This window comes from Methanocalculus sp., assembly GCF_029762515.1.
Classification (GTDB): Archaea; Halobacteriota; Methanomicrobia; order Methanomicrobiales; family Methanocorpusculaceae; genus Methanocalculus.
The window spans coordinates 1-2,438 of the sequence record NZ_JARVGN010000350.1; the positions used below are offsets into that span (position 1 = coordinate 1).

At 55.5% G+C, this 2,438-nt stretch carries 2 protein-coding genes and 1 pseudogene; all 3 read right to left on the bottom strand.

Features of this window, described 5'->3' with window-relative positions; translation table 11 throughout:
• Positions 1–493 (bottom strand): radical SAM protein (locus tag QCH34_RS10745; RefSeq protein ID WP_300333985.1); only part of this gene is annotated, 493 nt, incomplete at its 3' end.
• Positions 474–2,141 (bottom strand): arginine--tRNA ligase, encoded by a 1,668-nt coding sequence (gene argS, locus QCH34_RS10750; RefSeq protein WP_300333987.1) that lies wholly within the window; start codon positions 2,139–2,141, stop codon positions 474–476. The genes QCH34_RS10745 and argS, both read right to left, overlap by 20 nt.
• Positions 2,141–2,438, bottom strand: a pseudogene (locus tag QCH34_RS10755) (peptide chain release factor 1); the annotation flags it as partial. The pseudogene QCH34_RS10755 and the gene argS, both read right to left, overlap by 1 nt.

Consider the following 2,438-nt stretch of genomic DNA (forward strand, 5'->3'; position numbering starts at 1 on the left):
CCACCTCCGGACGGGTCCCGTTTGAGACGACAAAGACGGTATAGCCGTTCTCTTTGAAGAGATCGACAAGGGCCGGGAGCTGTGAATAGCAGGTCGGCTCGCCGGAGAGGGAGATTGCCACCTGGTTCGGGGCTTCGGAAGCCGCCTGCCACCGCTCAGGAGTAACATCCTTATGCGGCTTGTATCCGGCAAGCCCCTTCTTATGGAGTTTTTGGGCCCCCGAGACGATTGTTTCAGGTGTCAGTTCGATCTCGTTCTCAACCTCATGCTCCATCGAACGCCAGCAGAACAGGCACCGCTGGTTGCAACGGAGTGTCGGAGTCATCTGGATGCACCGGTGGCTCTCGATTCCGTAGAATTGGTGTTTATAGCACATATCCCCGCCGCGAAGTGCCCGTTTGCTCCACATGCAGGGCTTTACCGCGGCTGATGATTCCGGAGAGAAGAAGAGATATCCCTGCTTCCGCAGGGCATCACATGCTTTCGAGCGCATCGATACCAAGGGTCTGCAGGGCTTCCCTGAGGGTGTTCCGTGTTGCGTCAACCAGCGCAAGCCGGGCATCCCGGCTCTTCCCTTCGGCTTTTAAGACCGGAACAAACCGGTAGAAGGTATTAAAGAGATCCGCAAGATCCCGGACATAGGTGGCGAGGAGATGTGGGCGGAGATCCGAGACCACAGAATCGAGCACTGCCGGGAACCGGGCGATCGCTTTTGCGAGCGCTACCTCGTGGGGATCCTCATACTCATAGATCCCGTCAAACTCACCAGCCTTTGCCAGGATCGAGCAGGCCCGTGCATGGGCATACTGGATATAGGGGGCGCTCTGCCGCTCGAAATCAAGTGCCTGCTTCCAGTCAAAGACGGTGCTCTTCTCAGGCGATACCCGGACGATATCATACCGGATTGCGCCAACGGCAACAGATCCCGCGATTGCCTGCCGTTCTTCCTCCGTCAGCTCCGGCCTCCGTTTCGTCACCTCCTCAAATGCCCTGATTGTGACCTCTTCGATCAGCTCGTCTGCGGAGATGAACTTCCCTGCACGGGTGCTCATCGACCCTTCCGGCAGGGAGACAAACTCGAAATGCAGGATTTCAGGTTCACGCTCACCCATCAGCCTGAGTGTCGAGGAGAGCTGGGCTCCGATCAGCTTGTGATCCGCTCCCAGAACATCAATGATCCGGCCAAAGTTGGCATTCTTCCAGACATGGTATGCGAGATCCCGGGCAGCATACACACTGGTACCATCGCCACGCCTGAGGATGTACTTCTTCTCAATCCCATATGCCGAGAGGTTCACGGAGAAGAGTTCTCCATCATCTTCTCCCTCATCCATGCGGGAGAGGATATCGAGCACGCGGTGCATATCCCCGATCCTGACAAAGGTGCTCTCCCGGACATACCGGTCATGCACCACATTCAGATCAGCAAGAGTCTTCTTTATTCCGTCGAGACAGGTATCGACCGCATCACGGAAGACCTTTTCAATATCCTTCCCTCCACGTTCGATCTCCTGCATCAGCCGCTCGATCTCACGGTTGATCGACTCATCCTTCTCGATCTCGCGGTTTGCCTGGATATAGACGCGGGCAATGAAGTGATCGCCCTTCTCACCATCATTTCTGGCAATACCAAGTGTCTGAAGACCCCAGACGACAATGGCGATCTGGCGGCCCATATCATTCACGTAATACTGCACTTCAAGCGGATACCCGGCCTTCCGAAACGTCCGTGCAAGCGTGTCACCGATGATGGTGTTCCTGATATGGCCGACATGGAGAGGGCCGTTTGGGTTTGCACTGGTATGCTCGATCATGACCCGTTCAGGCCGTTTTGGAAGTGATCCATACCCGGATTCACGCGCCAGTTGAACTGACTTTCCGACATAGTCACTGCCGAAGGTGAAGTTCAGGTACGGCCCGGTGGCGGCAACCGAGATGCCATCCATCTCCGGGCGGGTTTTCAGCTTCTCCAGAAGATCCTGTGCAATGATCGCTGGTGACTTCTTCTCTTTTTTAGCGCAGGCAAACGCGATCGTGGATGCGATATCCGCATGGTCGCCGCCATCAACAAGGAGAGGGTCTTCCTCACCGGTGCATGCCATCAGCACACGCCCAATCATCTCAACTGTTTCAAGATACATTATAACCCCGTCCGGTACCGCAGGATCGCAGCAATTCCGCCAAACGCATTGTAGAGCATAGCCCCTTCCTCAAAATCATCCGAGATGATCTCAACTTTTGTGTTGCTCTGGTCGGCGAGAGTCGTCAGCTCATCGATGATATCTGTTTCTTCCTCAAGGAAGAGGGGGGATGTGCATTTCGGGCAGTTGCCAAAGTCGATAGCAGAAGCCTTCTTCCCCGGCTCGATCTGGATCGTCCGCTCCTCACTATGATTACATGCACCGCACCTGATCAGGAGGCGGAGTTCCCGGAGCCTG

Coding starts and splice junctions, on each gene's coding strand:
- argS (WP_300333987.1), bottom strand. CDS start 2,141: ATGTATCTTGAAACAGTTGAGATGATTGGGCGTGTGCTGATGGCATGC.